Annotated in this window: 20 protein-coding genes; 10 read left to right on the plus strand and 10 right to left on the minus strand. The window is 61.4% G+C overall.

Annotation, left to right across the window (positions count from 1 at the left end):
* Positions 1-114: 114 nt before the first annotated feature.
* The 7 genes from NW846_RS10325 to carA all read left to right on the plus strand — a co-directional run bounded on the left by NW846_RS10325 (position 115) and on the right by carA (position 12,913).
* Positions 115-705: a pentapeptide repeat-containing protein gene (locus NW846_RS10325; RefSeq protein WP_011429117.1), complete on the plus strand. Its 591-nt coding sequence runs from the start codon at positions 115-117 to the stop codon at positions 703-705.
* 97 nt (positions 706-802) lie between these two features.
* A complete protein-coding gene (locus NW846_RS10330; RefSeq protein WP_414346400.1) occupies positions 803-1,399 on the plus strand; it encodes a response regulator in 597 nt (198 codons plus the stop codon).
* Between the two features lie 163 nt (positions 1,400-1,562).
* Complete coding sequence (hpsA, locus tag NW846_RS10335) at positions 1,563-9,065, plus strand: hormogonium polysaccharide biosynthesis protein HpsA (protein WP_414515917.1); 7,503 nt, start codon at positions 1,563-1,565, stop codon at positions 9,063-9,065.
* A gap of 57 nt (positions 9,066-9,122) precedes the next feature.
* Positions 9,123-9,875, plus strand: coding sequence for a prepilin-type N-terminal cleavage/methylation domain-containing protein (locus tag NW846_RS10340; RefSeq protein ID WP_414515919.1), 753 nt, complete (start codon positions 9,123-9,125; stop codon positions 9,873-9,875).
* A gap of 50 nt (positions 9,876-9,925) precedes the next feature.
* Positions 9,926-11,056: a type II secretion system protein J gene (locus NW846_RS10345; RefSeq protein ID WP_414348561.1), complete on the plus strand. Its 1,131-nt coding sequence runs from the start codon at positions 9,926-9,928 to the stop codon at positions 11,054-11,056.
* 5 nt (positions 11,057-11,061) lie between these two features.
* Positions 11,062-11,646, plus strand: coding sequence for a Tfp pilus assembly protein FimT/FimU (locus tag NW846_RS10350; RefSeq protein ID WP_414515922.1), 585 nt, complete (start codon positions 11,062-11,064; stop codon positions 11,644-11,646).
* Between the two features lie 73 nt (positions 11,647-11,719).
* A complete protein-coding gene (gene carA / locus NW846_RS10355) occupies positions 11,720-12,913 on the plus strand; it encodes a glutamine-hydrolyzing carbamoyl-phosphate synthase small subunit (RefSeq protein ID WP_414515924.1) in 1,194 nt (397 codons plus the stop codon).
* A 7-nt stretch (positions 12,914-12,920) separates the two neighbouring features.
* On the opposite strand, the gene NW846_RS10360 is transcribed toward carA, so the two are convergent.
* From NW846_RS10360 to NW846_RS10385, 6 genes are all read right to left on the minus strand, one after another.
* Complete coding sequence (locus NW846_RS10360) at positions 12,921-14,531, minus strand: UDP-N-acetylmuramoyl-L-alanyl-D-glutamate--2,6-diaminopimelate ligase (protein ID WP_414347093.1); 1,611 nt, start codon at positions 14,529-14,531, stop codon at positions 12,921-12,923.
* Positions 14,532-14,621: 90 nt separating this feature from the next.
* Positions 14,622-16,388: an ABC transporter ATP-binding protein gene (locus NW846_RS10365; RefSeq protein ID WP_414347091.1), complete on the minus strand. Its 1,767-nt coding sequence runs from the start codon at positions 16,386-16,388 to the stop codon at positions 14,622-14,624.
* A 59-nt stretch (positions 16,389-16,447) separates the two neighbouring features.
* On the minus strand, positions 16,448-17,626 hold the full coding sequence (locus NW846_RS10370; protein WP_011429108.1) for a 1-deoxy-D-xylulose-5-phosphate reductoisomerase: 1,179 nt from the start codon (positions 17,624-17,626) through the stop codon (positions 16,448-16,450).
* Positions 17,627-17,764: 138 nt separating this feature from the next.
* A complete protein-coding gene (locus NW846_RS10375) occupies positions 17,765-18,103 on the minus strand; it encodes a hypothetical protein (RefSeq protein ID WP_414347089.1) in 339 nt (112 codons plus the stop codon).
* Positions 18,100-18,528, minus strand: a complete 429-nt coding sequence (locus NW846_RS10380) for a ParA family protein (protein WP_168175279.1) — start codon at positions 18,526-18,528, stop codon at positions 18,100-18,102. Before NW846_RS10380 ends, NW846_RS10375 begins: the two co-directional genes overlap by 4 nt.
* Before the next feature lie 4 nt (positions 18,529-18,532).
* The gene (locus NW846_RS10385) at positions 18,533-18,721 is read right to left on the minus strand and encodes a ParA family protein (protein ID WP_168175280.1); all 189 of its coding nucleotides are present in this window, start codon (positions 18,719-18,721) and stop codon (positions 18,533-18,535) included.
* A gap of 262 nt (positions 18,722-18,983) precedes the next feature.
* Here NW846_RS10385 and NW846_RS10390 point away from each other — a divergent pair, with 262 nt between their 5' ends.
* Entirely contained in the window at positions 18,984-20,240 is a 1,257-nt protein-coding gene (locus tag NW846_RS10390) for a trypsin-like serine protease (protein ID WP_011429106.1), read from the plus strand.
* 86 nt (positions 20,241-20,326) lie between these two features.
* Positions 20,327-20,512: a 30S ribosomal protein S21 gene (rpsU, locus tag NW846_RS10395; protein ID WP_011429105.1), complete on the plus strand. Its 186-nt coding sequence runs from the start codon at positions 20,327-20,329 to the stop codon at positions 20,510-20,512.
* A 62-nt stretch (positions 20,513-20,574) separates the two neighbouring features.
* Here the strand turns inward: rpsU and NW846_RS10400 are convergent, their stop codons facing one another.
* Complete coding sequence (locus NW846_RS10400) at positions 20,575-20,709, minus strand: hypothetical protein (RefSeq protein ID WP_276307362.1); 135 nt, start codon at positions 20,707-20,709, stop codon at positions 20,575-20,577.
* A gap of 483 nt (positions 20,710-21,192) precedes the next feature.
* Here NW846_RS10400 and treZ point away from each other — a divergent pair, with 483 nt between their 5' ends.
* Positions 21,193-23,019, plus strand: a complete 1,827-nt coding sequence (gene treZ / locus NW846_RS10405; protein ID WP_414515928.1) for a malto-oligosyltrehalose trehalohydrolase — start codon at positions 21,193-21,195, stop codon at positions 23,017-23,019.
* A gap of 62 nt (positions 23,020-23,081) precedes the next feature.
* Here treZ and NW846_RS10410 read toward each other — a convergent pair whose 3' ends face one another.
* The 3 genes from NW846_RS10410 to NW846_RS10420 all read right to left on the minus strand — a co-directional run.
* Positions 23,082-23,471, minus strand: a complete 390-nt coding sequence (locus tag NW846_RS10410; RefSeq protein WP_414347084.1) for a hypothetical protein — start codon at positions 23,469-23,471, stop codon at positions 23,082-23,084.
* A gap of 119 nt (positions 23,472-23,590) precedes the next feature.
* Positions 23,591-25,117: an FAD-binding oxidoreductase gene (locus tag NW846_RS10415; RefSeq protein WP_414515930.1), complete on the minus strand. Its 1,527-nt coding sequence runs from the start codon at positions 25,115-25,117 to the stop codon at positions 23,591-23,593.
* Between the two features lie 35 nt (positions 25,118-25,152).
* On the minus strand, positions 25,153-25,892 hold a 740-nt coding region (locus tag NW846_RS10420), incomplete at its 5' end, for a four-carbon acid sugar kinase family protein (RefSeq protein WP_414515932.1).

Raw genomic sequence — 25,892 nt, forward strand, 5'->3', positions numbered from 1 at the left:
CCCCCCCCCCCCCCCCCCCCCCCCCCCCCCCCCCCCCCCCCCCCCCCCCCCCCGACTCCCTCTGGGAGAGGGGCCGGGGGTGAGGGTCAGCCAGGAGGGATCCCCGTGAAAAAAATGGCATGGTCCCAGTGCTGGGTCGGTCTCCTCGGCGGGGTGGTCGGGATCGCGGCACTTCCTGTTTTTGCCCAACTGGAGCTGGATGCCCAACTGGGCCGATCCCAGGTTGTTGCCCCCAGCAAAGATTGCCCCGCCTGCGATCTGACGGGAGCCGAGCTGCCGGGAGTGGATTTGAGCGGCGCCAACCTGAAAGAAGCCATCCTCAGGCAGGCCAACCTGCAAGCTGCCGACCTCTCTCAGGCGATCCTCAACTTGGCCGATTTGCGCGGCGCCAACTTGCGCGGCTCGGATCAGGGCGGGGCCTTTCTGTGGGAAGCCGATCTCAGCCAGACCAACCTGCAGCAGACCAATCTCACCGGCGCCAACCTGCAGGTGGCCAACCTCAGCGGCGCCGACTTGCGCGGGGCCGTCCTCGTCGGTGCCGACCTCACAGGAGCCAACCTGCGCCAGGCCGATCTGCGCGGGGCCGACCTGCGCGGCGCTTTTTTGGAAGCAGCCGATCTGACAGGCGCCCTCTACAACGCCCAAACCCAACTGGATCCCACCCTGAACCCCGGCGCCCGCGGCATGGTCTTTGTGAAAAACTAGCTCCCCTGTCCCTGAGGGAGAGGGGCTGGGGGTGAGGGCTAGCTCCCTCTTTTGGGCAGATTAAGCTTAGCCCTCTCATAGGCCGGGATCCCCTGCCATGAGTTCCCCTGTCCGGGTTCTGATTGCCGACGACCATCCCCTGTTTCGGCTGGGGCTAAAGTTTGCCCTGCAAGCGCAAGGATTTGAGGTGGTGGCCGAAGCCGAGACGGGATCCCAGGCCGTTGAGTACTGCCGCCGTTGCCCCGTCGAGGTGGCCCTTTTGGATGTGCGCATGCCGGATGGAGACGGGATCCTGGCCTGCCAGCAGATTGTCGAGCTGGGCCTGCCGGTGGTGGTGGTGATGATGACTACTTTTCAAGAGCCGGCTTTGATCGAGTCAGCGCGGCGGGCTGGGGCCAAAGGCTACCTCTCCAAAGAAACCGACCCAGCGGAGCTGGCCCGCGTCATTCGCCAGATCTTGGCCAACCCCGACCGAGACTGGCTGCCCGCCCCCAAAGAACTGCCCAAGCTCACCCCCCGCGAGCTGTGTGTGCTGCAACTGATGAAGGAGGGCCTGGCCAACAAGCAGATTGCCCGCCGCCTCGGCCTCAGCATCGAAACCGTGAAAGAATACGCCAGCGCCGCCTACCGCAAGCTGGACGCCAATGACCGCGTCACCGCCCTGCTCAAGGCGCAACAACTGGGGATTTTGTAAAAGGATTCTGAGAATTTCTTAAAAATCTTGAACTTGAAAAGGGCAAGCCAGCACCTCCCCCCAGAGGTGGGGATGTTTGAAACTTCGGATCCCTTGCATACTGTTGCTATCCTGGCGTTCCCCCAGAGGCTACTTCTTTTTCCCCGTTATCCGAGATACGGCCATGTCTGCTCCTTCCCCGCTGTTGCTCAAACTTGCCCTGCGCCTGCTCAGCTCTCTGAAGATCCCGGTGGATCGGGGCAGGATCCGCGAGCGCGGCTTTGTGCTGCCGGTCGCCATCTTAATTGTGCTGGTGTTGAGCTTGGTCACGGTGGGCCTGCTGACCCGCTCCACCCAGCGCACCATCCAAACCCAGGTGGAACGGGCGGAGCAGACGGTTAGCCGGCAACTGAACGCCGCCATCGACCGGGCACGGGCCAAGATCGACTACCTGATACGCGATCCCCGCCTGCCCGCAAGCAACCCCACCGATGCCCAATTGGTTGAGGCTTTGATTAACGATGGGGCGGGAGAGCTGATCCCGCGGGATGAGAACGATCCCTACATCCTCCCCGATGAAACCCAGTTCGTAATTACAACCAACATCGAGGTAGAGGATCCCAACAACCCCGGGCAAACCCTGCCCGTGCCGGTGCGGGCGCCGGCCTGGTGGTTTTTGGTTGATACTGACAACAACGGCGTCAACGACTCCGTAACCGCTTACACCATCCTGCACACTCGCCGGGCTGCCGGTGCCGGCTTTGAGGATAGGCTAACGGATACGGAGCGGGCGCGGCGGCTGCTAATCCGCAGTGGGCCACTGCAGGGTTCGGCCTTGGCGGGGTGTACCGATTCTCCGGCTGAACAGACGGTCAACCCCAACGTGGGAGATTGGTTCCAGGTGGGCACGGCGCTCTACAAACCTTTCCAGATCTTTGCCGTCACTCTGCCAATTCAAGGCGCCGACTCCACCACCCGCGCCATCTCGGCCTTGCAGTTCCAGCAGGATCGGAAGCGGGATCTGCTCAACAAGTGGGGGATCTTTAGCCGCGGCGATGTAGAGTTCTTCTTCACCCCCGGCTACAACTGGAACGGCGCCATCTACGCTGGGGGCAGCCTCTTTTTCCGGTATGGCTCCAACAACTTGTTCCGGGCTTTCACCATCAGCTCGGAGCAATCCTGCTTCTACATGCCCCCTGACAACTCTGAGATTACTGCCTTTGGAGAGCTGGTGGCAGGGGCCATTGGCTACGCCGGCCAGCAGGTGAGCGACTCTCTCAGTTTCGATGCCCACCCTGGCGTGGCGGATGTGCCGCCCAACGAGCCGCCTCCTAAGCTAAACAACCTGAACTCTGACTCGGTGCAAAACGGGGTAGAGCCGGAAAGTGTGGCCCTGGATCCGCTGGAGCTGCACCTTTTTGGCCGCATCCGCCCCCGAGGGAATTACCAGCAAGACGCAGCGGGATGGGCGGCTTCTCCTCTCAACGCCAAGAACCCTCGCAGCCCTGGGCGGATCAAGGCCGGTGGTTTTCAGGCTGGTGCCGACCAGGTCTGCCCTCCCTATGTAGACGATGTCTATCGGGCTGACAACCGCTTTGGCCCCAAAGCCAGCTACGACCGTCCGCCTGTAACTCCTGACCCGCAGAGGGGCTGCGACGTGGACACCTTTGCTCAGAGGTTTGGTGTCGGTGCCGGTAGCCCGATTCCTGCTAATGCCAGGAACAACCAGAATGAGTCTTTGACCGAGGACAACCCACCCCCAGGCGCCCTTTCCGAGGTGGGCTTGGATGGCTACTGGGAGCGGCGGGCCCGTGTGGAAGGTCTGCGGGTGATCGTGGGCCAGCGGCTGGAACTAACCCGCACCGATTCTTTGCCTTTGCCTTTGGTGCCGCCCGGGGATCCCGACGATCCCACCAAGCTGCAGGCCATTTTCATCAGCAACGAGGCGCGGCAACGGCTAACGCTACGGGATAACCCAGCGGCAGTGCAGGCCACGGCCGTTTACCACTACAGCCATGAGCAGGGGCGCTTCCCCATTGCTTGCCTGGCCACGGTAGCCCACCCCGGCACTCCCTGGAGCTTGCAGCGGGCTTCTACGTTTCCCGCGGGTGACCAGAGCAACCAACTGGGTATCAACTTCTTCACCGGGCAGGGCACCAATGTCTGGGAATATGACCCAACCCCGATGCAGGCTCGGCTAGCTCCGGGCACCCCCTTGTGGACGGCCCTCACCAACCTGGCCAATTTTGCTGGCGATCCCGACGGGGCCTATCCACCTAGGCAAGAGCCGGGCCGCATTCATCCGGATCCGTTTATTACGGCTTTTGGCAACTTCTCCGAGCTGCGGCGGGTTATTGATATCGTCAACCGAGGCACCTCTGTTGACCAACTGAGCCTGGCCGACCAAACCACCCTGCAAACGGCAGGCTGCATGTTGGGCATGCTGGCCGACAACATCCTGCGCATTCGGGATGCCGCCAATGATGCCAGCAAGCCTGATCCCACAGCTCAAATCCTTTTGAACGACATCCAAGCCAGCCGAGCTGGGAACCGAGAAGCGGCCAACCGCTTCTATCTGCTGCTACGCTACATCTTCCCCCGCGAGACCTTTTACTACAGTGAGCTCCCCAACCCCAACGATCCCCCCAATGATCTCATTGAGGATGAGCGGAGGCGGGCCTACCCCTTCTTACGGGAGTTACCGTTCTTAGGATCACAGCAAAGAGGATCAGTAACCTACCGAACCCTTTGCGATCCCTCAACGTGCGACCTGGACAACCTAGGAGATCTGGAACTGATAAGGCTGAGGCCCCAGCCTAAGATCAACGCCTGGACCTTGCCCTATGCTCGTTTAGAGGAATGCCCCAGAAGCCCAGTACTTGGCAACCACCCCAACAGCAACCGATTTGAGTTAATTCGGATTGGCGACCAGTGCTACCGCGTGCCCTTTAAGGATTCCGTCTTTTACGATGGCCGCGAGGCGATGGCGGTGCGGGCCCTCAACATCGACCTGGCCCTGCTGACCAACAACGTCAACGGACAGGCCAACGGGTTGATCAACGGGGACACTTGGCTGCCTGCCGGTGTGCAAGAAGGCCGCGAGGGTGGCATTTTCTACGCCTTCCGGGAAGATGCCGTACGGGAGGATGCCATTGCCCGCCCACCCTTGGGCACTTTTGATAGCTACCTAACCAGCTGGCGCAACAGAAATGCCCGCGGTGACTTGGGCAGCGCCGGCATCATGAACGCCGGTCAGCCAGGTCGCGGCACGGCCAATGGCCAAACGGTCTGGGATCCCCCTGTTTCCGATGCCGGACTTAGTCCCAAGCCGGTGGACTACTACGCGGATCCGGATCGGCGGCCCTACGGCTTCCGGCTGCGCAACGGGGCAGTGTTGGCCCGCAGTGTGTTTAACCCCAGTGACAACATCAGGCCTACTGAAGCTCTCTTTGGCTTGTCCTTCATTTCCGATAACCCTGTCTACATCCAAGGGGACTTCAACCTGCATCAGACAAGGGACGGGAGACGGCTAGAGGAGTTCACCACCCTCCTTGAGTTCGACCCGCAAACTGGCCTCTACAGCAACTTCTACGGGCGGCGGCGGGCCAATGAAGACCGGCGCTTTGCTCGGGTGGTAGACCCAAACAATAGCCGGCAGCCTGCCGATCTCTGGCGGCCCAGCGAGGTCTTGGGCGACTCGGTGAACATTCTCTCTGCCGACTTCTGCGATGGCAGCATCGACGACGGCTTTGTCCAGGATGGCACCCTCAATGGCGGCGGCGTTAACTACAACCCCAGGCAGGACTACAACGGTGGGCGGGCATCAGCCCCTCGGCGGTGGGATTACTACGGCTGTCTCAGGGATGAGAACGGCAGGGATAACCTGGGATTCAACACCTCCTTCCTCAACCAGGCCCTGGTAATCCGCGGCAACAACTGGCCGGCTCCGAGCCCCAGTAGGTCTGGTGCAGGTGTCCTCCGGTTCGACAACACCGACCGAGCCCAGAAGTTGGTTGACGAGTTCGGGGGCAACGTGCGGCGGCCAGGCTGGCCAGAGGTGTTTGCCCGCGACACCATCTTTGCTCGCCGAGGTAGCACCGATAAAAACTCCAATGAAGCCGACTGGACAGCAGGCGGTGGCGTGCCGGAGGTGCGGCTTCTGCGGGCACCCGACAGGGGCTCAACCGATCTCAGGAATCCAGGCTATGCCGACTTTGGAGTGCGCATCTCGGCTCTAGGCAACCCGGTGTTGGATACCTCCCGCTGGCTGCTGATAGCTCCTCTCCAGCCTTGTCCCCTCCCTCCAGGAGGCGGCCTGTTGGCCGAGTACTACAACGGCTGGCTGACTAGCCCGCAGAACCGGTACGACCGCGAAACAGGGTTTGCAAACACCGGCGTTGAAGTCTCTGAGCTTCTGAGGGCTCCAGATGCTAACTTGCCCTACCTGCGGGCGGTGCGCTGGCCGGATCCAATCTACCCTGCTCAAGATTGGCAGATTGGCTCCTTCATGAAAGAAGAGGATCAAGGAGGGCCAACCTGCAACACCTCAGGTGGCTGGGGCAGCTCAGCCGGCTCGCGATGGGCCTGTATTCGCGATGCTTTAAAAACCGATGGTTCCGGTATTTCCGGCTGGGATCCCCCTGGAAATCCACCTGGAAAAGGCTTTGCCTTCTGGAAAGACGGTGGCCATCCCGATCTCCCGCCTTGGGGTGGGTTCTACTACCTGTTTGCCAACCAGAAATATATAAACACCAACTCACCCTTCCTCTGGCCCTTTGGCTGGGACGACTGGCCTTTGTGGAATACTCGACCCACTCAACACAACTTTCCCAAGGCTGACTTTTTGTGGATGCCAAGATGCAGTGAGCCGGATATGAATCGGCCTCAACCCGCTGATGATCAAGACATAGACAGGGGCAACATAGGCTTCTGGCGCTCCTGCTGGCGGCGTAGAGGAGGATCATGGGGAAGTGGCAACAGCTGGGGCAACGACCTTTTCGTGGTGCGCTGGGTCGGGGAGCTGTATCCCCGTTGGCCTGGGGTTGCCACCTACAACCTCAACACCGACGATGGAGGCCGGATCATCATCCGCAGGAACCCTGCCTATAGGCTTGGAGAAGGCGAGCCAACACCCTTCTTTCAAGGTTTTTACCTCAACGCAGGCGACACCTTTCTGGACACGACACGAGACGAAAACCCAGAAAACGATGCTGTTGGCGTCGAGGCGTGGCGGGATAGCGACAACAACCAGGTGAGCTTCCGGCTGGAGCTGCAATGTGCAGACCCTGATCGGCCTTCTCCCTACCTAGTGGAGATCCAAGCTTACGAGAACGAGGGCAATGCTTTTGTCCGCCTTACAACCCAGGGAGATGGGCATCCTCTGGAAAACTACGACCTGCGCTACCTCAAGCCCTTGCAGCCAGTCAACAAGCCATGCCAGCCGGATCCTCAGAAGGCTCTTGAGTCTAACCAGGCGTATTGCCAGACCTGCGAGCCCATCTGGGATCCCCCCTGCCCGACCGATATCTGTCAGCCTGTAACCATTACCCAAACAGCAACGTTGCCTGCTGGCTGCCCAGGCGATCCACCACCACGTCGACAGGTTACCTGCCAGCCTCCGGGGGCTACTTGCACCTCTACAGCCTGGACTCCTGCGTGCACGGCGGCCAACGGCGGCCAGACAATAACTCAGAGCCGCACGGTGACCTGCACCTCAAGCTGCGGAACCACCACTACTACAGAAACCCAAACGGTTACTTGCCCGCAGATTTGCAACTACCGCTGGGACCCTTGGACGCCGGCCAGTTGCAATGAGGTCATCGACCAAATCGCCTGTGGCGCAGTCAAAACGTTTGACCAAAGCCGGACAGGCTACCTCATTGCCAACACTAGCAGCCCAGGCTGCCCAGCCACCAAAACGGAGACGAGACTTTCAGGCTTAAGATGTCAACGCAATTGCGGGCCGGCAACTTTTGCCCCAGAAGCTCCCCCCAAGAGCCCTCTGGGCGAGTGGCTAGCCGTTAAGCCCAACACGGTGGAGCTGCGCCCTGTTCAGGAAGTGCAGGCGGATCCGGAGCTCGAGACAGTCAGCGTGCACAGTGTGGCCAAGGCTTCTACTGAAGGTGTAACCATCGCCCTGGAGCCGCAGCTCTCGCCAGTGCTAGAGGTGAAGGCGGGGGTGCCCAAGCCGCCCAAGTGGCCCAACCCTGCCGAGGCTCTGCAGGCGGCCTTCAATTGGATATTTGGTGAGCCGGCTCATGCTGCCCGTCGGGGTTTGGTAAGGGGTGGTGTTCTCTCTGAGTCCATTTCTCAGCCCAACCGCGAGCCCGGCATCCGCCCGGCTATCATAGAGCCCCGCCTAGAAGGCTCGTTTGAGACGGGAAGCCCGGAGTGGGCCCGACAGCTAAGGCGCAAACTCCTTAGCGAGGATTTAAGGCGCAAAGGTCTTATTAGCAACAATGAAGACGTAGTCTGCCCCTCTGAGGATCAAGGTCCAGATACTGACGGCGGCTTCTGGGTGCCGGGCGTGTTCCGCCCCAACTTCAACGACCGCTTCCGCTACGAGGCCTACACCGCCGCTAGCCGCCCCAGCACGTTGCGTATCAAGGACTGGGATGAAGATGGCAAATGGTATGAAGATGGCAAAGTCGACTTCTGGGACAAGAACCGCAATCGTGTTCGCGATTCCGACGAGCCTTTGGATGTCGTGGATCGGGATCCGCTGTTTGGGCAGGACTTAGATCCTGGAAGGCAAGGACTAGAAATCCAGCCCCAAATGGTGTTGAACCCCTACGCTTGGGTAAACGAAGGTGACACTCAGAACTACTCCCCAAGCTCCAGCTATCGCAATGGTTACTACATCGATACCCAAGGAAACGAAGACGTCCGCAACGGCCTGTGCTTCTACGTCAGGCTAAATGAAAGCACCAATAGGGTTCAGGTTCAGATCGATCGCAACGGCCCCACAATGAGGGACGGTGACTTTAGCACTGATACCGCCGCCTTTGCTTGGGTGGATGTGGAGCCGTTCACCCTGGACCTGAACAAGAATCCCACTGGCTTTGCCGGCGAAAACCCAGTGCTGGGGGTAATCCTGGATGAGGTGACCCGTCGGCCCATTCCCATTCCCCGCTTCCAAGGGCTGGCTTCAACCGATGTGAACCAGCGCCGCCGCAACGACACTGGCGAAAACAACCATCAACTGCAGCCAGCTAGGGAAACGCGGGTGAACGCCATTGCCATTAGCGGCACCTTGCCCTCGCGGCTAGACCAAACTGCCGGCGGCATGCACAACTTCCTGCGGCTCAACGAGCTGTGGAGAAATACCAACCTCTTCTTCAGCGGCTCGATGATCCAGCTTAACTACAGCACCTACGCCACCGGCCCCTTCCTACAGCACAGCTTCGAGCCGCCCAGCCTAGTGTCAGATCGAACCTTCGTGCGCGGTTACGACTACTACTACCCACCCAACCGCCGCTTCGGCTATGACGTGGGCTTGCAAATTGCCCGCCGCCCCGGCCCTGTGTCGTCCCGCTTCCAATTCCCCTCCAACACGCGCACCGAGTTCTTGCGGGAGCTAGATCCACAAGATCCGTACGTGCGGCGGCTGCGCTGCGCACTCCAGAATCAGCCGGGTGTGCAGTTGGATCCGTCTGCCCAGATTGGTGGCTGCGAGGAGTTTAACTGATATTGACCTGGCCGGTCAGGGGCAGATTTAGGGTAGGGGCAGAAGAGGGAGGGATCCATGAACAAGTGGCGGCTTTGGCGGCAACAAGAAACAGGGGGCTTTACCCTCATTGAGGTCTTGGCGTCGGTGGTCATTGTGGCTTTGGCTATGGCCGCTCTTGCTCCTGCTCTCACCCTGATCGCCTACCGGCGCGCCATGAGCGAGCGGGTGGAGCTGGCCAACCGCCTAGCCCAGGAAGAGGTAGACCGCATCCGCACTCTGGTGGATATCGAGCTGGCTGCCAACCCTCGCGCTTTTCAGGATCCGGCTCAACTGGCCCGTCTGCCCAAGGTGGGAGCCAACCCGCTGGCAAATACCCCACCTCCCACCAACATGGACACAGAGGGGAACAACTATTCCATTCGCGTGGCTCGGGTTCAAGTGCCGGGGCGTAACCCCGAAGAATACGTCATCCAAACCTTCCGCGACGCAGGGGCACCTTGCATCGACCGCCGTGAACGCAGGGTCATTCAGGGAGTGCCCTGCAGCTTTCACATGGGTGTGAGGGTTTACCACCGCTTTTCTTTTGATCCAAACACTCGCCGAGCGCTGCCTGGCTTGAGGGCGGAGGTGGTTTCGGCTAACCAGAACTTGGCCAATGCCAATGTCTGGCTCTTTCCACTAGCCACCTCCTTGGTAGAAGTTAACCCTGCTGCCAACTTGGGAGATGTTTGCCGCGCCGTTTTGGCCGATGTTCAAGCCAGAGGTGGAACACCGACCAACAACTGCAATGCCTTCCCGCTGCCCAGCCCAAGCCCTACCTCGCTTTGAAGCGACGGGTAAGCTCCTCCTGCAGGCTCACAAAAAGGTGGTGTTTTCCTATGTTCAAGGTTTTTCGCCACAGGGTTTACCAGAGTGCGGGGTTTACCCTCATCGAGCTTTTGGTCTCGCTGGTGGTAGCCTCGATCTTTCTGCTGGCCACGGGCATGATCGTCATTGAAACCATGCGGGTGGATCGGGAAGAGACGGGGCGCACTCAGGTGCAGGCGGAGCTGACCCAGGCCATGCAGTATATCCAGCAGGATCTGGCAGAGGCGCTTTACATCTACAACGATGCGGAACAGCCCAACGGAGACGGAACGCCAGATCTCATCCAAAGGCTTTACACCCCCGGCTGGATCCGCCAACCCGCGGGCGCTATCCCGGTTGTCGCCTTTTGGAAGCTGGAGCCGATCCCGCAGGGATGCTACGAGGGCAACCCCACCTTGCAACAGATTCGCGAAGGCCGTGCTAGATTGCCCAACCAACCACCTGATGGGTTCCCGCGCGACCAGAACGGCAGAAATGCGGATTGGGAAACGCTGCTCAGCCGCCGCGGCATCTACACCTTGGTGGTGTATTACCTGCGCCGCAACTACAACAACGCCGGCAACTTGGCGGATGGTTCGACAACCCCTTGGGAAGGCAACGCGCGGATCGAGCGTTTTGAGCTGAGACCTTTTGCAAGGCAGGGGAACAACGACTGCGCCGGGCGCAGCCCGTTCTTTGTCGAAGATCCCGATCCTTTCCGAGATGGTTTTCTCGCTTGGCCTTCCGAGCAGGCCCGAGCACGCCAGATCCCGATTGCCGGCAGGACAGATGGCCCCCGCCTGACAACTCTGGTCTCCAACATCTTCAGCAGCCGGGAGGGAAGTCCGCAGGTGGCGCCCGCTTGCCCGCAGGGCTATGCCTTTGGCGGGGGCAAGCCCGATGGCGTCACCTTCTCGGGGTTGGGAAATAATCAAAACGACGTGGGCTTCTACGTCTGCGTGCGGCAAAGCCCCGGTGCCGACCGACCGCAGGATGTGATCATCAACATCACGGCAACCGCCATGGAGCGGGCCAACCCCGGCCTCTTCCGCCGCTACATCCAGGATGCCACCAGCGTCGATATCTCAGAGGTGTCGCGCTACCTGCTGCCGCTGCAAACTCGGGTCTTCGCCCGCGGCGTTATCAACCGTCAACTCTCCTAGGGGGAATGTCCAGTATGTTGGCCTTGGAGAAAAAAACAATTGGCCGAGCTCAGCCGCTTCGATCCCTGGGCTTTACGCTGGTAGAAGTCCTGGCGGTGGTGGTTATTATCGGCATTCTGGCCGTGCTGGCCGTCCCCTCCGGGATCAACATCTGGGCGCGCATCCAACTGGAGGACGCGCAAAACAAGGTGGAGCGAGCCCTGCGCACCGCCCGCACCAACGCCAGAGCCTCTCTCCAGGGCCGCGCTTGGGTGGTGGGGGTGGACAATTCAGAGCCAAACGTACCGACTCTGGTTATCCAGGATGAGGAGGGCCTCTGCGATGAACCTACCCCCTGTCAGCGGCTACGCCTGAACAATTTTGTAACTGTGGCTAACACCTTCAATGACGGAAGGGCGGTTTTTGAATCCGATGGCCGCGCCCGTCAACTGGGTCGCTTTGTAGTTAGCAGCACCTACTCCCAGGGCGAAAACCGCTGCGTGGTGGTGAGCACCTTGATAGGCACTATCCGCAAGGACAACAATCCGGAGTGTGGCAATGTAACCAGCGAGCCAGAGGAAAATGTAACCAGCGAGCCAGAGGAAGGATAGCTGGGGTAGGATGGTCAGGCCGTGGCTGAAAGGTTGCCAGGCTCCTGTCCTAAGCTGCCGTAGGTCATTGGCTATGCTTACCTCTTCCCCAACTCTTGAAGCTCCACAAAAAGCCTTCCCCTGGCAATCTCGTCAGCCGGCTCTGCTGGTGCTGGCCGATGGCACTTCCTTTGCCGGTTGGTCTTTTGGGGCGCCGGGCACGGCGGTGGGCGAGGTGGTGTTCAACACGGGCATGACCGGCTACCAGGAGGTGATTACCGATCCAAGCTATCGGGGGCAGTTGATCACGTTCACCTGCCCGGAGTTGGGGAACACCGGGATCAACGAGCTGGATCAGGAGTCGGCCCGGCCCCAGGCCGCCGGGATCATCGCCCGCAACGTGTCGCGCCTGGCCAGCTCCTGGCGGGCCACAGGAACCCTGCCTGAATATCTAAAAGGGCACGGGATCCCGGGCATTGCTGGGGTGGACACGCGGGCCCTGACGCGGCGGCTGCGCTCCCAGGGGGTGATGAATGGGGCCATCTCGACGGAGATCCTGGATCCGCAGGCGTTGCTGGAGCGGGTGCGCCAGGCCCCTTCCATGCAGGGGCTGAGCCTGGTGGCAGAGGTAACAACCCCTAAGCCCTACGAGTGGCTGGAGCCCACCCCTGCCGACTGGGACTATGGCCGCAGCCAAGGGATCCCGATTCCGGATCCCCCCCTGCGGGTGGTGGCGCTGGATTTTGGCATCAAGCGCAACATCTTGCGCCGCCTGGCCCGCTACGGCTGCCGGGTGATGGTGTTGCCGGCCCACGCCAGCCCCGAGGAGATTTTGAGTTACAACCCCGACGGGATCCTCCTCTCCAACGGGCCGGGGGATCCGGCGGCAGAGACGACGGCCATCCGCACCACCCAGGCGCTGCTGCAGAGCGGGAAGCCGATGTTCGGCATCTGCCTAGGCCACCAGATCCTCAGCCTGGCCCTGGGCGGATCCACCTACAAGCTCAAGTTTGGCCACCGCGGCCTCAACCACCCTTGCGGGTTGGAGAAGCAAGTGGAGATCACCAGCCAGAACCACGGATTTGCGGTGGATGCCGCTTCGATCCCCGCCGATGAGGTCACGATCAGCTACCTCAACTTGAATGACCACACCGTAGCCGGGATCCGCCACCGCCAGTTGCCCCTCTTTTCGGTGCAGTACCACCCGGAAGCCAGCCCCGGCCCCCACGATGCCGACCACCTCTTTCGGGAGTTTGTCGAGCTGATGCTGCAAAACCGCTCGCGTTAGCCGCCCCTCACCCCCAGCCCCTCTCCCTGAGGGATTCCCTCACCCCCAACCCCTCTCCCAAAGGGAGAGGGGAGCAGAGGCGTAGGGCGAGGGCGGCACGGGCTTCTTCTCGGTCGTCGAAGTGGATTTTCTCCCTGCCCAGGATCTGGTAGTCCTCGTGGCCTTTGCCGGCAATCACCACCGTATCGCCCGGCTGGGCCTCTAGGATGGCCAGGCGGATGGCTTGGCGCCGATCCACCTCCACCGCCCAGGGGGATCCAGGGATCCCGGCCAGGATATCCTGCAAGATCTGCTGTGGATCCTCGGTGCGGGGGTTATCCGAGGTCACCACCACCCGGTCGGCCCAGGTGGCGGCAATGCGGCCCATCTGTGGGCGTTTGCCCCGATCCCGATCCCCGCCACAGCCAAAGACGCAGATCAGCCGGCCTTGCACTTGCGGGCGCAGGGCCTTGAGCAAGTTCTCCAGCCCATCGGGGGTGTGGGCATAGTCCACGATTACCGTGATGTCCTGCCCCGGCAAGGTTACCCGCTCCATCCGCCCCGGCACCCCGGGAAAATGGGGCAGGGCCGCCTGGATGAGCTCAAGGGGGATCCCCAGGTGCAGCGCCACCCCCACCGCCGCCAGCAGGTTGGCCAGGTTGAAGGATCCCACCAGGGGCGCTGCCACGGCCAAGGTGCCCAGAGGGGTGTGCAGGGTGGCCTGCAGGCCGTTGGGGTGAACTTGAACGTCGCCGGGCCAGAGGGCAGGGATCCCTTCCAGGGGCTGCAGGGAATAGGCCCAGGGCTCCAGAGAGGCTGGGATGGTCTCAAGCAGCCGCCGTCCCCCCTCGTCGTCGGCGTTGACCACCGCCCGCCCCTGCAAGTACTCCGGCTGGAAGAGGGTGGCCTTGGCCTGCCAGTAGTTTTCCATGCTGCCGTGGAAATCCAGGTGATCCTGGGTGAGGTTGGTCCAGACGGCAGCGGCAAAGCTACACCCCCAGGCCCGATCCTGGGCCAAGGCATGGGAGCTGACCTCCATCACCGCCACCTCCGCCCCGGCTTCTTTGGCTTGTCTCAGGCTGCGCTGCAGCTCCAGCGGAAACAGGGTGGTGTGGGGGGCTACTTCACAGTGCCCAGGCCAGCGGTTGTAGAGGGTGCCCAGCAAAGCAGTGGGGCGACCGGCGGCCTGCAGCAGATGCTCGATGAGATGGGTGGTGGTGGTCTTGCCGTTGGTGCCGGTTACCCCCACTAGGGTCAGTTGGCGAGCTGGAAAACCGTAGAAGGCTGCCGCCACCTGGGCCACGGCTTTGTTGAGGCCGACGCGAGGCAAAACCAGAAGGGGCTGACTCCCCCACTCAGCCTCTCCGCTAACTTTCTCCCAAGCCTCCTGGGAAAGAAGGGCCGCTACCGCTCCCCTAGTGAGCGCTTCCCGGACAAACTCGCCGCCATCGACGCGGGATCCCAGCATCCCCAAAAACAGATCCCCCGCCTGCACCTGGCGGGAATCGGCGCAGAGGCCTTTTACCCACACCCCCTCTAGGGATCCCTGAACCACCTGGGGTTGGATCCCGGCTTGGTTGAGCAATTGGCCTAGAGAAGGCTCCGCACCGCTAACGCCAACGATCCCGGCAGTCTCCATGTCACCTCTCACCCCAATGCTTTGCCGCCTACGGTATCCGCTCAGCCGGCTTCCTGGCCATAGATCCGCCAGATCTCTCCCCGAGAAAACCTAGGCCAGGGCCTCTTCCAGCTTCTGCTTGGCCCAGAGACGGGCGTAGAGCCCCTGGGGATCTGCCAGCAACTGGGCATGGGATCCCTGCTGCACGATGCGGCCCTTGTCCATGACCCAGATCTGATCCGCCTCCACCGCCGCCGTGAGGCGATGGGTAATGAAGATCGCCGTTTTCTGGGCCCTGGCCTGGCGCAGGTGGCGGAGAATGGCCTGGGCCGTCTGGTTGTCCACGCTGGAGAGACAGTCATCCAGGATCAAAATCGGCGCATCCACCAGCAGAGCCCGCGCCAGGGCCACCCGCTGCCGCTGGCCGCCAGAAAGGGTGATGCCCCGCTCCCCCACCAGCGTGTCGTAGCCCTTGGGAAAGGTGAGGATCTCGGCGTGGATGTGGGCGGCCTTGGCGGCCCATTCCACCTCCCAGTCTTCAGCGTCCGGCTTGCCGTAGCGGATGTTGTCCCGAACCGTGGCGCTGAACAGGAAGCTCTCCTGGGGCACATAGGCGATGGCCCGGCGCAGGGATCTCAGTTGGATCTGGGTGATGTCCTGTCCGTCCAAAAACAGTTGCCCCGGCTGGATCTCCAGCAGGCGGGGCAGGGCATTGGCCAGGGTGGATTTGCCCGCCCCAATCGGCCCCACCACCGCCACCAATTGGCCCGGCTCGACGCAAAAGTGCAGATCCTGCAGCGCCGGCGTTGCGGATCCTGTGTCGGCATAGGCAAAAGTCAGGCCCCTGGCCTCGATACGCCCCTGCACCTGTTCCAGAGGTAGGGGTAGAGCCTGGGGAGCATCGCGGATGGTGGGCTCTACCCGCAGCAGGGCGTCGATCCGCTCCAGGCTGACCTGGCCCCGCTGGTAGGCAGTGATGGTAAAGCCCAGCAGAGTGGTGGGAAACACCAGCCGTTCCACGTAGAGGGTGAGGGCAGAAAAATCCCCAATCGTCAGCGTCCCGGCGGCAATCTGGGGTCCGCCCACCGCCAGCAGCAGCAGCAGGCTCAGGCTGACCAAGGCCACCAGGGAAGGAAAAAGCAGGTTGCGGGTGAGGGCCAGGCGCAAATTGGCCTGCAGCAGCCGCTCGTTGCGGCGGCGAAACTCCCTCTGCTCGTGCTCTTCCTGGGCATACACCTTGATCGAGGTGATGCCGTTTATGTCCTCCTGGATGAGATCGCTGAGATCCGCCAGCTCCTGCTGCACCTGAAGCTGCTCCTGCTGCAGACGGGAGCTGCTCAACTTCACCAGCACCAGCATCACCGGAAACACCGATAGGGCCAGGGCGCTCAGACGCGGCTCAATGCCAAACATGGCCGGCAAGGTGGTGCCGTAGGCAAAGATTGTGTTGGTCGAGTTGAGCAGGGCAAAGCCCAACAGGCGGCGGACATTTTCCACATCGCTGGTGATGCGGGTGAGGATATCCCCAACCGTCTGCTGGGCAAAGTAGGAAGGCTGCAGCGTCAGCAAATGCTCGAAGATCGCCTGCTTGAGGCGGAACTCCACCTGCCGCCCCACGCCAAACATCCACACCCGCGAGGCAATGCGAATGCCCATCATCAGGCTGGAGACGATCAACACCGTCAGGGCGTAAAGTGCAATGCGCTGCGGCGACAGGGCGGCCAAGTTCTGGCTGAGATCGTCGATGGCCAGCTTGACGTACCAGGGCAGGAACACCCCCAGGCCGTTTACCACCAGCAGGGATCCAATGCCCAGCGCCACCTGCCGGCGATAGGGGCGCAGATAATGGGCCAGTTGTCGGAGATGGGATCCCGCCACTCAGGTGCTCCTCAAGCCTTTTCCCACTCTAGCGCTGTGCCGGATCCCCCCGGTAGGGATCAGGCTAGAACCTGGGCTGGGGCCTGCTGCGCCAGCAGCTCCACCTGTTGCCGCGCCCAGGCATCCACTTCCAGAATGTCCTCCAGGCTGGGGGCAGGGATGACCTGGTGCCGCTCGCACACCTGCTCCAAAAGGCGAGGGATGTCCAAAAAGCGGATGCGCTCCTGTAGGAAGAGGGCCACCGCCGCTTCGTTGGCGGCATTCAACACTGCCGGCAGGGTTCCTCCTGCCTGTCCAGCAGCATAAGCCAGTTGTAGGCAAGGGTACTTGCGGTGATCCGGAGCCTTAAAAGTGAGGGATCCCAGCTTGACCAAATCGAGGGGATCCCAAGGGGTGGCTAAGCGCTCCGGCCAACTGAGGCCATAGAGGATGGGCAGGTGCATATCCGGCCAGCCCAACTGGGCCAGAACAGAAGTATCTGCCAGCTCGATCAAGGAGTGGACAATGCTCTGGGGGTGGATGAGGACCTCGATCCGGTCATAATCCAAACCAAACAGCCAGTGGGCCTCGATCACCTCCAGGCCCTTGTTCATCAGGGTGGCCGAGTCGATGGTGATCTTGCGCCCCATCACCCAGTTGGGGTGTTTGAGGGCGTCGGCCAAGGTGACCTGATCTAGTTTTTCGGCAGGCCAATCCCGAAAAGCTCCCCCGGAAGCCGTCAACAAGATCCTGCGCAGGGATCCCGGCGGCACCCCCTGTAGGCATTGAAAGATGGCCGAATGCTCCGAGTCCACCGGGATGAGCTTGACGCCGTACTCTCGTACCAGGGGCAGCACCACCGGGCCGCCTGCCACCAGGGTTTCTTTGTTGGCCAGGGCAATGTCTTTGCCGGCGCGGATAGCGGCCAAGGTGGGCAAGAGGCCGGCACAGCCAACGATCCCGGTCACCACCCGCTGGGCCGCCGGGTGGGCCGCCACCTGACACAGCCCCTCCGTTCCCGCCACCAGCTCCGGCAGCGGCCGCATCCCGGTCAGCAGGGATCGCAGCTCCGGCAGCAGCTCCTCCCGACCGATGGCCACAATCTGGGGCCGAAACCGCCACACCTGTTCTGCCAGGAGGGTAACATTGCTGTAGCTGGTCAAGCCGACAACCCGAAAACGCTCTGGATACTGGGCCACCAAATCCAGAGTTTGGGTGCCAATGGAGCCGGTGGAGCCGAGCAGAGTGATGGCTTGCATAAGGGATCCCTTTTGCACCAGTCAATTTAATCAACTTGAGGAGAAGGAGCGCAAAAAAACCGCTGCCCTTACGGCGCATTGTGCCCTAGCGCTCCACCTCGCAGAGGGGTAGGCCTGCCTCCCGCCCTCATCTTATTCCTATCTGGGCTGGTCTGCTCCACCTGAGGCCAGCCCTCTCGATGACAAGGGATCCTCCGAGGGCCAGGCCTTAGCCGATTGAGAGCGCAGCCACTGGGCGAGCAGAGCCTCGATCAACTCCGAGAGGTCTTGATCCGATTCCAGCAGGAGGCGCTTCACAGCTCGGTGCGTCTCTTTGGAAATGTAGGCCGTCAGCTTGACGTACTCAGAGCTGTTGGGCTTGGCGCCTGCTTCCGGCGGCTCAGGGATCTTGTAGGCTTGGGCGCTCAGTTTTTTGGGGGCAGGGCGAGCCGGGATCCCCTCTGGCTGTCGGTCGAGCAGGCGCTTAAACTCGCTCATGACAGGATTTCCTCTCCCACCGCAACGTAGTCTGACCAGGCTTGCTTGGCTCTGGGATCCGGGATCTCGTTGACACAGACTCCCTCCAGGGCAGCCTGCTGAAAGGCCACCGTGCGGCGAATCGAATGGTGGCAGAGCGGGATCCCGGCCTGTTGGAGAAAGCTGCGGGCCTCGGCCCCATCCCGGTTGGGCCAGGGGGGAACCAGCGTCAGCAAAACTTTGCAGTGTTTTGCCCCCAAACGGTTCAGGGCGTTAACAGTCAGCATCAGAGCATCCAGGGCCAGGGCATCTGGAGAACAGGGCAAAAGCAATACTTCACACCGCTCCGCCAGCAGGCTCAACTGTTCGGGGGTGGGGCGGGCGGGGGTGTCGATCAGCGTATGCTGAAAGCTCGTGGGCGTGGGCGTGGTGGGATCCCCGGCCACCACTTTAGACAGGAAAGGGAGAGCCGCGTTCTGCCCAGCGAGAAGCAGAGCGATTGGGATCGGCGTCGAGCAGCAGCGACACCTGGGGTGTACCTGCCTGGGCTGCGCACCGTTGTTGAAGGTAGAGGGCCAGATGGACCGCCGTGGTGGTTTTGCCCACACCTCCTTTGAACCCCAAGACCGCGATATTCATCTGCCACACACCCTCCCAACCTGGTTTTACAGCCCACTTCCAGAGGCGGAAAGAGGCAAGCTGTGCATCCGCGCGCCGGAGCCTGGGGTTTTGGGCAACTGAGGGGATCCGAGCGCCGCATCACGTTTTCCTCTCTCCGCACGCGAGGGGCTTCGCTGGTACGATATCCTTGGTCGGCAAAGCCGGCTGAGGAACTGCGGGCTCTCTCCCAGCCCCTCGCCCTCGGACGCTACCTCCCTTCCTCGTCCCGGAGAAGCTGAGCATGGCCCATCCCTCAAAGTCTCGCTCCTGGTCTCCTGTGGTGGGGCTGTGGCTGGCTCTGGGCCTCAGCGCCTGTGGCGGAGGGAATTCCGGTCGCCCCCTGCCGCCGCTTCCAGCCCCTCCTGCAGGGCGCATCGAGGGATCCCATTTCGACGATCTCAACGGCAATGGTCTGTGGGATCCAGGGGAACCAGGGCTGCCGGGCATCACCACCTTTCTGGACTTGAACAGCAATGGACGCCTCGATCCAGGGGAACCCAGCACTGTCAGCGATGCCAACGGCAACTTTCGTTTCTCCAACTTGTCCCCCGGCACCTACCGGGTTACTGCCATCTTGCCTCCAGGGCGAGTGTTCACCACGCCGCGCCCAGGAGCGGGGCGGATTGTCGGTGGTAGGCCGGCTCAGCCGGGAGCCTTTCCCTGGATGGTGGCCTTGCTAGACGCGACTGAACCGGATCCTTTTCAGGCGCAGTTTTGCGGCGGATCCCTGATTGCCCCGGAGTGGGTGCTTACCGCCGCCCACTGCTTTTTCGACCCTCGAGGCGAGCCGGACGTGGATGTCCAAAGTCTGGATCTGCTGTTGGGTACCACCGTCTTGCAAATCGGTGCCGGCCAGCGAATTCAGGCTGCGCAAATTGTTATCCACCCCAACTACGACCCCCGACGAGGGACAGAGGGGGGGAATGACATTGCCCTGGTGCGCCTCTCTCGGCCAGTGGCCCTGCCTACCCTGCCGCTGGTGCAGCCCAACCAAACCAACCTGACAGCCCCTGGTACTCTCGCCACCATCCTCGGCTGGGGAGCCACCTTCCCCAGCGCCCTGGATCAAGAACCCAGCGGCTTTCCCAGGGCTCTACAGCAGGCCGAAGTTCCCCTCGTCAGCAACGAGGTGTGCAATGCTCCCCAGTCTTACAACGGCGCCATTTTGGAAACCATGCTCTGCGCTGGCTTTCCTCAAGGGGGTGTGGATACTTGCAAGGGTGATAGCGGTGGGCCCTTGGTTGTTCCTACCAGCAGTGGCTTTGCCCTAGCCGGGATTGCTAGTTTTGGCCAAGGTTGCGCCCAGCCCAATTTCTACGGGGTGTACACGCGAGTGTCCAGCTTTGTGGGTTTTGTACAATCCGTAATCGGCAGCGCCCCCAGCCCAGCGCCAACGCCTTCTCCGCCGCCTTCCACCGGAACAACGGCTTCGTTTGTCGTGAATTTGAGAGAGGGTGAGGCGGTTTCGGGCCTCAACTTTGGCAGCCGCGCCCTGTAACCGTCAGCAGCAGGGCGGAGATGGTTTAGGATAGGGATCCCGATTGTGCTTTCGTTCTACTCATCGACGGAGGAGATAGCTTCTTTATGACTCAAGTGACGATTGGCGAAAACGAAGGGATCGAATCGGCGCTGCGCCGCTTCAAGCGCCAGGTCTCCAAGGCGGGCATTCTGCGGGATCTGCGCAACCATCGCCACTTTGAAACCAACCTGGAAAAGCGCAAGCGCAAAGCGGTAGCCATGCGGCGCAACCGCCGTAAGTCCATGGCCTAGGCAATTCTCAGTAGTCTGAACTTGGCTTGTGGCTATACAAGGTAGCCAAACCAGGGTTCGGCTTAGTTTTTCGGATCCCCAACGAGGCTAGCCTTCAGGGATCCGCTCAACACCTTAACTTCCAGCACCAGTTTCTCGCCGGCAAACCTCTTCGGCAAGGGAGGAAAGGGGGCGGAGCGCCGAATAGCGCTGAGCACGCCTGCATCCAGAAGGGAATCCGCCGAGGGGGTTTGCAGGTGCAACTTCCCCTAGGGTTCTTTTGAGCCAGGTGCCCTCTTGCCTGGCTGGCTCCTTCTCAGCAGGGGAAGCAGGAGAGTTTAGGTTCTTTGACACTCCCACCCAGGGGATTCTTACGCAGCTCAAAATGGACTCGCGAAGGCGCTTTCAACACACCCCTAGACAGTTCTTTGAGGCATAACCTCAAAGTTCTGCTTACTTCGGACTTAAATTCCTCCAGGTTAGTTATTGCCGCGCGGGTTTTGCACCGCAGTAGGTCGTTTTCCTGGAGAAGCTCTGTACTAGCTAAAAGAAGCAACTAAAGTTGCTCAAGGGCTTTTCCGCCCCGTGCTAAAGTACGGGGCTACCAAGCTATCCTTTTGTGTAGGGGAGCAAGGCGCTATAGTAGAAGCCAAGTTGTGCAGACAGGTTTCGTGCTTCAGACTTCTCCTCCGCTCGGACGGATGGGCGCCTATCCCTTGGGGCAGGGCCGCTATCGCTTCTCGGTATGGGCGCCCTTAGTCGAACAAGTGGAGCTGAAGATAATCAGCCCTGTCCAACAGGTTATCCCTCTCAAGCAGGAGGAGCAGGGCTATTGGCAGGCGGAGGTGGAGGGGATCCCGCCGGGGCCGGTGGACTACCTCTACCGTCTGCACACCGCAGCGGGGGTGGTGGAGCGGCCAGATCCCGCTTCCCGCTGCCAGCCCTACGGCGTCCACGGCCCATCGCGGGTGGTGGATCCCCACTTCGACTGGCAGGATCAGGGCTGGCGGGGGATCCCGCTCTCCCAGTGGATCCTCTACGAGCTCCATGTAGGCACCTTTACCCCAGAGGGCACCTTTGCCGCCCTGATCCCTCGCCTGCCGCACCTGGTGGAGCTGGGGGTCAACGTGCTGGAGCTGATGCCGGTGGCCCAGTTTCCGGGGGAGCGCAACTGGGGCTATGACGGCGTCTATCCCTATGCCGTGCAGGCCAGCTATGGGGGAGCAGCGGGCCTGAAAGCACTGGTCAACGCCTGCCATCAGCAGGGCCTGGCGGTTGTTTTGGATGTGGTCTACAACCACCTGGGGCCGGAGGGGAACTACCTGCGGGACTTTGGCCCCTACTTCACCGACAAGTACCGCACTCCTTGGGGAGAGGCCCTCAACTTCGACGACCGCTCCTCCGACGGCGTGCGGGAGTTTTTCCTGCAAAATGCCGAGTACTGGCTAGAGGAGTTTCACCTGGACGGCCTGCGGCTGGACGCGGTGCACGCCATCTACGACTTCAGCGCCCACCCTTTTTTGCAAGAATTGGCGGAGCGGGTAGATGCCCTAGAAGCGCGCAGCGGCTGGCCTAGGGTTCTGGTAGCGGAAAGCGACCTCAACGATGTCCGCCTCATCACCCCCCGCGAGCAGGGGGGCTACGGGCTAGACGCCCAGTGGTGCGACGACTTTCATCACTCGGTTCACACCCTGCTTACTGGGGAAAAGACAGGCTACTACCAAGACTTTGGCCAATTGGAGCACCTAGCCAAGGCCTACCGCGAAAGCTACGTCTATTCCGGCCAGTACTCCCCCTACCGCGGCAGGCGCCACGGCAATTCCGCCATCGGCAGGCCGGGATCCCAGTTTGTAATCTGCATCCAAAACCACGACCAGGTGGGCAACCGCAGGCTGGGAGAGCGCCTTAGCCAGCTCACCTCTTTCGAGGGCCTCAAATTGGCTGCCGCTGCCCTGCTGCTAGCTCCCATGCTGCCGCTGCTATTTATGGGGGAAGAGTATGGGGAAGTGGCGCCATTTCTGTATTTTGTCAGCCACGGGGATCCCGATTTGGTGGAAGCGGTACGACAGGGACGCCGCCGCGAGTTCAGCGCCTTTGCCTGGCAGGGCGAGCCCCCGGATCCCCAGGCAGAGGAGACCTTCTTGCGCTCCAAGCTGAACTGGGAGTTGAAGGAGGCCGGTCACCACCAGGTTCTCTGGAAGTGGTACCAGACCCTGATCCGGCTGCGCAAAACCCAACCGGCCCTCCAGCACCTAGAGCGGGAGGGGGTGGAAGTGGAGCTGTTTTCCGGCTCTGGCTTGGCCCTGCACCGCCGCCAGGGATCCCAGGCTTTGCTTGCCCTTTTCAACTTCAGCCCCAATCAGGCGGTCACCTATGCCCATTGGCCCGGCGGCACCTGGGAGAAGCTTTTGGATAGCCACGAGGCCCAGTGGTTGGGAAAGGGATCCCAACTGCCGGCAGAAAGCCAAGGGGATCCGGTTGAGGTACTGGGCTATGGGGTGGGCCTCTATGGTGCTTTGCACCGCTAACGCAGATGGCTGCGGCCAGAAGGGAAATCTCGACCGCTCCAGACCTGGCAAACGGAAACGGTCTAGCCGATCTTCGCGCCGCGGAAATAGAGGGAGTCAGGCAAGGGCCTGCGGTCGAGGCTGGGATTTCGGGAAGGTTTGCTCACCGGTTGGCCGCGATAGGTCAGCTTGGGCTTGGCAGGGTTGCCCGTAGGAGCAGCCTCTGGTTGGGACTGCACGGGTACGCCCGGCGACAGTTGAGCCCACACTTCCGCGTGATTCTCAAACTGCACCACAATGCTAAGAAATCCCCTTTCAATGTCGGCGCGACAGGCAGATATCGCGTCTTGGGCGCGTTTGTACACTTGCCGACGGGCGTAGAAGTGATTCTGAAACCTGATCACCTCCACCAAACCCTGAGGAGTCGAAGCCCAGAAGCCACTCTCTGCATCGCTGTAGTCGAGAATAACCATGGCTAACTCCTACACTGACGAGTGGATGGATAAAGAATTCCCAACTCTTCCACTATGGATATCGAACGTCGTGAAACGTAATGGTGATCTTGAATCACATTGACAATGTTTCGATATCACTATGGAAGTAACTTGTAATCCCGGCCGCAGCCGTAGCGCCAGGCCTCGCGCCGCCGCTTCCAAAAGTAGTCTTGCGGGGTTGCTTCTGGGCGGTCAGCTAGCCTTTGCAAAAGCTCGTAGAGGCCGAGGGCGCCGAAGTGGCCCGCCCATTCCACCAGCTCCGCCAAGCCCAGCCGGGGCAAAAGCTCGACTACCAGCCAGGGATCCCGCCTCATCACGCCCCACAGCGCTTGGGCCAAGCCGCCCAACTGCACCACATCCTGCAAAAAGGGCTGCACCACCTGGGATCCGGCGGCAACCATGGCCTCAAAGACTCTGCTCAGCAAGCGGTTAATGCTATGGGGATCCCAGTTTTCCTCTCCCAAAGGAGGGATCATTGCCTTCTGAAACAGCCAGGTTACCGCCAAATTGGGCTGGTAGGGCTGCAGCAGGGCCAGGGCCGCCCGGTCGAGCTGCCGCTGGGCTAGAGCCTCGTGGATTCCCTGTTGCAGGCGATCCAGGTGGCGCAACATCGCCCCAAAGCCGCCAAAGCTCAAGGGCGACTGGCTGCCGCTGCTGTCTCCCACTGCCAAGAGGCGATCCCAGGGCAGTTGCAGCGGGCTGCGGCGGTAGGCGGGGAAAACGCCACCCAGCTTGCGCACCCAGCGGATCTGCGCCAGCTCGGCCCCCTGGTAGGCAGGGAGCAGCCGGCAGTAGTCCTGCCACAGCCTCTCCAGACTGGGTCGGCGGGGATCCCGGTCGCAGTAGGTAAACAAGTAGGTGGTGCGCCCATCGCGGGCGGGGAAAGCTTCCCAAAAGGGCTGGTAGCCGTTCTGGGCGGGGGTAAAGCTGTAGAACAGATCCCCAGTGGGTTGCTCCGGCAGCCCCTGGGCACAGGATCCCACCACCAGACAGACGCTATCTGGCGGCTGCCCTTGGCGGGCCTGGGCCACGATGGGGGAGCGGTGCCCCATGGCATCCACCAGCAGTTGAGCACGGATCTGTCCCTTGGCGGTCTGGAGGCAGATCCCATCGGGGTGAACGGTGGCACTTTGAAAGGCAGTCTGCTCCCACACTTGGCCCCCCCAGGCCAGGAAATGCTGCTTGAGGAACTCCAGGAGGCTGACTGGATCCACGCCCACATTCAGCACTCCCTCCACCCACCAGTGGGGGCCCTCCCCAAAGCCAATCCGCCCCCTCGGGTAGTGGGTAACCTGGACTGCCTCCCACTCGGGCGGGGTAAGCAGCTCCAGCTCTAACAACACCTGCAGCTCCTGGTGTGAGGTGTTCCACTCCTGCTCCCGCCCCCGCAGGATCCCGCGCTCCAGCAGGATCACCCGCCAGCCCCGCTTGGCCAAAGCCGCCCCCAGAAGGATCCCCAAGGTGCCGCCGGCAATCACCACATCGGCATCCCAGGATTGGCTGCCCAAACGAGCGGAAGAAGGGTGAACCACTGCCGGGGGCAGTTCCGCCTGCGGCTGCCGCAGGGATCCCCACCAGCGATCCAAGGTGGGCAGGGCTTCTGGCGGGGGGACAACTTCAGCCATCGGCAGGAGGAACCCACAAGACCATCCTCTTCACCCTAAATCAAGCCCCGACTTTTGAGGCGACAGTGGAGCAAAAGCAGCGTATCCGCCTCGCCGACATTGCCCGGAAACAACACCACCGGCAGGTTGGGAAAGCGGGGATGATCGGACGGGGTGATCACCATCGAGATCCCAGGGTAGACTTGCCCCAGCAGACGCACCGCCGGCAAGTTGAGGCCAACGCTGAGGGTGTCGTTGGAGGTGATGCCGCCCTTGCTGATGAGATAGCCGATCCCTTCTGGCAGCCCCTGCACCACACCCATCAACAACCGGGAAACCTTCTGCCCAAAAGCTAGGCGCATTTCTACGGCGTCCTTTTCGAACGTCAGTTCCTCTCGGCTGGTGTAGACCACCGGCGTCAGACCCTGCTCATAGGCGCTGTGAACTTGGGTCAGGATCCCAGGCAGCAGCTCGGCCGCTCCCCCCGGCTCCAACAGGCGTTTTACCTCCACCTCAATGCCCTGGATCCCTGGCTCCTGCAGAAGGCGGGCCAACTGCTGGCTGGACTTTTGCACATGGGATCCCACGATCACCACCCCCGGTTGAGAGGAGCGAACAAACTGCCCCATCTGTTCCGGGGGAACGGGTTGTGGCGGCAACTGGGCCAGAGCCGTCAGGAGGCTGGCGGCACTGCGAAACAAAAAGCGTTTGCCTTGAGAGGCTGCCGCCAAAACATCTTGGGCAAACCGATCCAGATCCGCTTGAGTTTCTCCATCCACTACACAGCAGATATTCC

Source organism: Synechococcus sp. W60.3 (assembly GCF_047502615.1).
Taxonomy (GTDB): Bacteria; Cyanobacteriota; Cyanobacteriia; order Thermostichales; family Thermostichaceae; genus Thermostichus.